Genomic DNA, 6,750 nt, shown 5'->3' with positions numbered 1-6,750 from the left:
TGTAAATTTTTCATTGTGTTAATTTTTAAAAGTTCCAGCCAAAAATTAATTAAGTAAAGCAGGTGCCGTTAGCTGTTGACGGCACCTGCTTTAGGGTTAAAACCTTGTAATCAATGCGATGATGAATCTGCTTTCAGAGTTAACCAGATCATACGGCACAAAATTTGGGTTTGGTACTGTATTTCCGTTTGCGTTAACAATGGTTGGCGGATTTGGTATGTACGAATTCGGATTGTAACTTGTCGACGGGTTAGCTGTGTAACCTGTAGGACCCGATACACCACCCGCTCCGTTGAAATAAGGAATATTCATGAAACGGTGTACCAACTCGAAACGTAAGGTCAAAAATTGGTTAGGGTTGTAGTCGATACAGGTTGATGCATCCCATCCGGCCATTTTAGAGCCGGGAACCTGGTTCGCAATAAACGAGTCGGTAGCTAAACCTGGGGGTACCAAGGCCAGATAACCGCTTGGGTTCGACATAAAGCCACCACCGATGGTCCATCCCCATTTCATGCCATCACCAAACCAAAGCCTGTTATAGGCCATACCGCTGATGAAGTTAGAGGCATTTGCACCAAATGCCGAGTAGACCACATTACCGGGGGCCGTACCTGTTTGAAAGCCAAAATCGCCGGTTAAGGTGAAAGCGGCGCGTTTTATGCCCGGCCCTTTTGCATTCGCATTATCATAGTATAAATGTTGGTATGAGTTGTCGGTATGGAACCGTTTTACATCAGGTGCTCCGGCAACATCGGTACCAAAATAGTTATTAGATACCCATGAGGTATTTTTGCTTGGTCTGTTTACTACCGAGAAGCCAAAACCAGGCATCTTGTTGAACACACCGTAAGATTGCCACCCGTTGATGAACCATAGCTCAATTTTGGTTTTAAGAGATGGGAACATCTGCACACGGATACCGTTGAAGAACCAAGGTGTGTTATCCGAGGTATACGATGGCTGGTAGCTCCAGTTTTCGAAGTTATTGTAAGAGAACATACCGATGTACGACATGAAAATACCCATGTCTACATTGATGCCGTGCATGGCATTAAAATGGTAGCCACCATAAGCTTCGCTCAGGTAACGGTAAGCATCGGGCAGATCGTATTGGCCTTTGTAGCCGCTATAGTCGTTACGCGGCACAACGGTTGAACGTGTACCAAACTGGGTCATGATACGGCCGCGAACATTATCGTAATGGAAGTCGCCGCCGATACCTACAAACGAAACATCAACTTCGTTGTTGCGGGCCAAAGCAGTCGACCCGGTCACAACGTCGTCATTCGGGTTATTGTTCGAACGGGTATAATTCATATCAAAAGTAAAGTCGCCGGTGAAATACGCATTGTCCAATAATTTTGACGATTGGCGGTTTTGCCCGTTCACCCACGAAAAATCGGCATAGGCCAGGGGATCGGGTTCTGGTTCGGCTTTCTTTGCCGTATCTATCATCGGCTTTCTTTCTTTTTTAACACCTGCAGAGTCGGAAACCGGGTGGGCCAGTGTGCCGAGTGCCACTACGGTTAATGTAAATAATGTAAATAATTGTTTTTTCATTTTCTTTTTGTTAGTGTGAGTATTGGTGATTTAGTTAAGGTTGTTTCACTATAAATGCATTTAACAGTTATTAGGCTGTACCCCATTCTCATGCCATTATTTGGCATTGTATTTTTAAGTAATTAAAAATCAATACGTTATATAATTTAATCTATTAAAAAGGTAGGTGATGGGAATTTTATTTCAAGAAATTGTTGGTCAATTTGAGAGGGATTTTTGCCAAGTTGAATTAACCGGGGGTGAAAATTCCTTTTTTGGGAAGTCGGTTTTGATAAAAATTATCAAAATGAAAATTAGAAGGGTGTTGGAGTGCCTGATATTATGTTTTTGTTAATAAAACATGAGGGGATTATAAGGGCAATGCTTCTCAAAGTGATAAAAGGCAATTCAAATTGAGAAGAGGGAAAACATCAATAAAATCACAACTTATATTCTTCGATTTTGCGGTATAATGTGGAAAGGCCAATGCCCAGCAGCTTGGCCGCTTCAGTTTTATTTCCTTTTGATTGTAGCAGGGCCTTACGTATAAACTGGTGCTCAATATTGGCAAGGTCGAGCGTGTTTTCGTCCATATAGTCTTCTTTAAAAAACTCGAAAGGGAGCAATTCGCAGGTCAGTGTATCGCTGTTTGCCAGTATGACAACGCGCTCCATTACATTCCTCAACTCGCGTATATTGCCTTTCCAGGGATAAACCTTCAACACTTTTAAAAAGGCTTCGTCCATGTGTTTTACATTACGGTTTAGCTTGTAGGCAAACTCCTTTAAAAAATATTTGGCCAACATTTCAATATCGCCGTTCCGCTCGCGCAAAGGGGGCAGGTAAATGGTGAACACGGCAAGGCGGTAAAATAAGTCAGGCCTGAAACGGTTATGTTCTGCCTCGTGTTTCAGGTCTTTGTTGGTGGCGGCAATGATGCGCACATTGGCTTGGCTTGTGCGCGATTCGCCCACTTTGTTATAAGTGCCGTTTTCCAATACACGCAATACTTTTGATTGCAGCTCCAGATTCATTTCACCAATCTCATCTAAAAACAGCGTTCCACCTTCGGCTTCTTCAAATAAGCCTTTTTTATCTTTAATAGCGCCGGTAAATGCCCCGGCAACGTGGCCAAACAGTTCGCTTTTTAATAATTCGTCCGAAAACGAACTGCAGTTAACGGCAACAAAAGGCTTATTGCGGCGGTCACTTTCCTCATGTATGGCCGATGCAAAAACTTCTTTTCCGGTGCCTGTTTCACCTAAAAGCAGAACAGTAGTTTTTGTATTGGCCACCCTTTTGGCCAAGTCTATCGCTTCGATAATGGCGGGCGATTTGCCCAATATCTCACCAAATTTATTATTCTGGCTTACCCTTTTGTTGATCTGATGGATCTGGAACTGCAAGCTGGCTTTGTCCATAGCACTGCTCACCAAGGGTATGATCCTGTCGTTGTCGTCGCCTTTTATAATATAGTCAAAAGCGCCGTTTTTGATGGCCCTCACGCCATCTTTTATGGAGCCGAATGCTGTAAGATTAATCACTTCGATATATGGGCGTATATCTTTAATGAGCTTCACCAGTTCAACACCGTTTGCATCAGGCAGCTTTACGTCGGTTATCACCACCCTTATTTCGTCGTTGTTCAAAAGTTTTAACCCCGCTTTGGCCGACGGTGCCTTTAGCACCTGGTAACCTTCGCCCTCTATTATTCTTGCAAGCAGACCCAATAACTTGCTTTCGTCCTCTATAATTAATATTGTCGACTCCATTACGTTTTGTCAGGATGTTTTTCTCATTTTGAAGTGCAATGAGGCCAATTCTAATTTTGACATGCTAAAAAGATGCCTGATTTTTGAAAAACCCGTTTAAGCGTAGAATGGAATATTTTTTTGTATTTGCGAGATAGTGGCTATTTAAAAATCCTCTCACATTGAGAGGTTGTTTCTCAAATTGGCATGTTTGAGTATTGATTACTGCAAAGACGAATGGTGGTTTTACTCTAACCCAACCAAAATGACATGCTCAAGTATAGTAGCACAGACTATTGGTAAACAGAGAACCGCCGAAACAAAAAATGCCACCCACTATTGTAGGCAGCATTTACGCAGGCGGAGAAGGAGAGATTCGAACTCTCGATACACTTTTGGCGTATACACACTTTCCAGGCGTGCTCTTTCGACCACTCAGACACTTCTCCGTATCTTTTAATGGACTGCAAAAGTATAAAAATCGGGCGTTAAAACGATATAAATTATCAAACCATAAAACGTTGCCTGCCGCTATTTTTAAATTGAATTTTACCTTATGTTTGCGACGTATGCCTTTTGGATCCATAACGGATGCAAATGCCTGAACAAACATGCTGAGTATAGACGAGATAAAAAAACCCATAGCCGCCGAAATTGATGCCTTCGAAGAGAAGTTTACCGCATCGATGAAAAGTTCGGTACCGCTGCTCGACCGTATCACCCATTATATCGTAAAGCGCAAAGGAAAGCAAATACGGCCCATGTTCGTGTTCTTATCGGCCAGCGTTTGCGGAGGCATCAACGAAAGTACTTATCGTGGCGCGGCCTTGGTGGAGCTTTTACATACCGCCAGTTTAGTGCATGATGATGTGGTTGACAATTCTTACCAACGTCGCGGATTTTTCTCTATCAATGCGTTGTGGAAGAACAAGATAGCCGTTTTGGTTGGCGATTTTTTGCTGTCGAAGGGTTTGCTGCTATCGGTTGAACACAACGATTTTCATCTGCTGCGTATCGTATCCGAAGCGGTCCGTCAAATGAGCGAGGGTGAACTGCTGCAGATTGAAAAGGTGCGCCGCATGGATATCGACGAGGCAATTTATTACGATGTGATCCGCCAGAAAACGGCTTCGCTCATCGCTTCCTGCTGTGCATGCGGGTCAGCGTCATCGGGTGCAGACGAGGCCACTATCGAAAAAATGCGCCTTTTTGGCGAGAAAATCGGCATCGCCTTCCAGATAAAAGACGATATGTTTGATTTTGGTACCGATGACGTGGGTAAACCCCTGGGTATCGATATAAAAGAAAAAAAAGTTACTTTGCCGCTGATTTATGCCTTGAACCGTGCTTCATCGTCCGATAAGCGGCGTATCATCAACCTGGTAAAAAACCATAATGAAGAACCAAAAAAAGTAGCTGAGATTATCCGTTTTGTACAAGATACCGGGGGCCTGCAATACGCCGAAAGCCAAATGAAGATATATCAGGATGAGGCTTTCGAAATACTGAACACTTTCCCTGCAGGCGAGGCCCGTACATCGCTTGAGCAATTGGTGCGCTACACTACAGAAAGGAAAAAATAAAGCATGTCGAACGAACTGATTTTCATCAGCGGCTTTCTCATCTTTATCATCGCCATGCTGGCTATCGATTTGGGCCTGTTCTCGAGGCCCGGTCAGGAAGTTACGCTGAAACGAGCTGCGATAATGAGTCTGGTTTGGATAACATTCGCGCTTATATTTTACGGTTTAACGTATCGCTTTGGCGATTTGCTGCATTCCATCAAAACCTATGGCGATTTGCAGGCGGTAAACATCCGAAACCATCACCACCTTCAATTCAACCCCGCCGACCTGCCCGCCAGTCTCGACCAATACCGCCAAAATCTTTCGCTCGAGTTTATTACCGGCTATATTGTGGAGTATGCCCTTTCGGTAGATAATATTTTTGTGATGGTGCTGGTTTTTACAGCCTTCGGCGTAAGTGCAGGGCATTACCACAAAGTGTTGTTTTGGGGTATTATGGGCGCCATTGTTATGCGTTTTGTGTTTGTGTTTGTGGGTGCGGCTCTGATTGCCAGCTTCGAGTGGATTTTGTACCTTTTTGGTGCTTTTTTGGTTTACACGGGCATCACCATGTTTATCAACCGCAACAAAGAAGAAAATATAGATACCGAAAACCACAAAGTGGTAAAATTTGCCACGAAATATTTTGCCGTATACCCAAAGTTCGAAGGCAATAGGTTCTTTGTCAGGATAGATGCTAAACGGATGATAACACCGCTGTTTCTGGTGTTGCTCATCATCGAGTTTACCGATTTGGTATTCGCGGTTGATTCCATCCCGGCAGTTTTTTCGGTAACTAAGGACCCTTACATCGTATTCTTTTCCAATATCTTCGCCATATTGGGGCTACGTTCCATGTTCTTTTTGCTGGTCAATATCATCGATAAATTCCACTATCTTAAAACCGGCTTGGCGGTTTTGCTGGCTTTTATCGGTGCAAAAATGCTCGCCGGTAGCTACGCTTTGGCCATTGGGCTCACCACCATGAACTCGCTGCTCATCATCCTGCTTATCCTTTTCATCAGTGTGGTGGGTTCGCTCATTTTCCCTGTGAAGAAAAAGGCTGTTCATTAAGCCTAAAAACTTATTAACTTAGCTTGATGCAATTGTTCGATTTCCATTCGTTCCACTTCCGCTTTTTCGATTTGCTCGATATCGTTATCGTGGCTATCATCATTTACCAGTTATACAACCTGATACGCGGCACCATTGCCGCCAATATTTTTATAGGCCTCGCATTGATTTGTGTGCTTTATTTTGTAGTGAGGGCCTTGGAAATGCCACTGCTCACCAAAATACTCGAAAATTTTATGAATGTGGGTATTATCGCGCTTATCGTCGTCTTTCAGCAGGAGATCAGGCGGTTTTTGCTGTTGGTGGGAAAAAATGCCTCGCTCCAACGGAACAAGGCCTGGTGGCGCTATTTTTTTGGTAAAAAGGACGATGAACGCAACAACCTGGCGCGTATAAAACCGATAATTGATGCCTGTAAAAGCATGAAACAAAGTCGCACCGGCGCGTTGATTGTATTTGCCAAGTATTACGATGAACAGTTTTACCAAAACAGTTGCGAACTGGTGGACGCCAAAATATCAAAACGCCTGCTCGAAGCCATATTCCAAAAAAACAGCCCCCTGCACGATGGCGCCGTGGTTATTGCCGAGAACAAAATTAAATCGGCCAGTTGCATTTTGCCGCTCACCGACAATACCGACCTGCCCGCCCAATTTGGTTTGCGCCACAGGGCAGGTATCGGTGTATCCGAAGCTAACGATGCTACGGCCCTCATCATCTCCGAAGAGACGGGCGAAATATCGTACGCCAAACACGGCCGCGTAAAAATGAATATCAGCTTTGCCGAGCTGGAGAAGTTGTTGAATAAGGATTTTTAG

Annotated in this window: 5 protein-coding genes and 1 tRNA gene; 3 read left to right on the top strand and 3 right to left on the bottom strand. The window is 43.9% G+C overall.

Annotated features, from left to right (window positions below):
• Positions 1 to 96: 96 nt before the first annotated feature.
• From QZX97_RS00950 to QZX97_RS00940, 3 genes are all read right to left on the bottom strand, one after another.
• A complete protein-coding gene (locus QZX97_RS00950) occupies positions 97 to 1,563 on the bottom strand; it encodes an outer membrane beta-barrel protein (RefSeq protein ID WP_295649776.1) in 1,467 nt (488 codons plus the stop codon).
• 419 nt (positions 1,564 to 1,982) lie between these two features.
• Positions 1,983 to 3,314 carry a sigma-54 dependent transcriptional regulator gene (locus QZX97_RS00945; RefSeq protein ID WP_295649774.1) on the bottom strand — a complete coding sequence of 444 codons (1,332 nt, stop codon included), beginning with the start codon at positions 3,312 to 3,314 and terminating at the stop codon, positions 1,983 to 1,985.
• 340 nt (positions 3,315 to 3,654) lie between these two features.
• Positions 3,655 to 3,742, bottom strand: a tRNA-Ser gene (locus QZX97_RS00940).
• A gap of 162 nt (positions 3,743 to 3,904) precedes the next feature.
• Here QZX97_RS00940 and QZX97_RS00935 point away from each other — a divergent pair.
• From QZX97_RS00935 to cdaA, 3 genes are read left to right on the top strand one after another with little or no spacing between them, the layout of a single operon-like run.
• The gene (locus QZX97_RS00935) at positions 3,905 to 4,876 is read left to right on the top strand and encodes a polyprenyl synthetase family protein (RefSeq protein WP_295649771.1); all 972 of its coding nucleotides are present in this window, start codon (positions 3,905 to 3,907) and stop codon (positions 4,874 to 4,876) included.
• Between the two features lie 3 nt (positions 4,877 to 4,879).
• Positions 4,880 to 5,932, top strand: a complete 1,053-nt coding sequence (locus tag QZX97_RS00930; RefSeq protein WP_295649768.1) for a TerC/Alx family metal homeostasis membrane protein — start codon at positions 4,880 to 4,882, stop codon at positions 5,930 to 5,932.
• Between the two features lie 26 nt (positions 5,933 to 5,958).
• Positions 5,959 to 6,750 (top strand): diadenylate cyclase CdaA, encoded by a 792-nt coding sequence (gene cdaA, locus QZX97_RS00925; RefSeq protein WP_295649765.1) that lies wholly within the window; start codon positions 5,959 to 5,961, stop codon positions 6,748 to 6,750.

Source organism: uncultured Mucilaginibacter sp., assembly GCF_903893715.1.
Taxonomy (GTDB): Bacteria; Bacteroidota; Bacteroidia; order Sphingobacteriales; family Sphingobacteriaceae; genus Mucilaginibacter.
The sequence above is the reverse complement of the archived record's forward strand: the minus strand, read 5'-3'. Positions and strand labels throughout refer to the sequence as shown.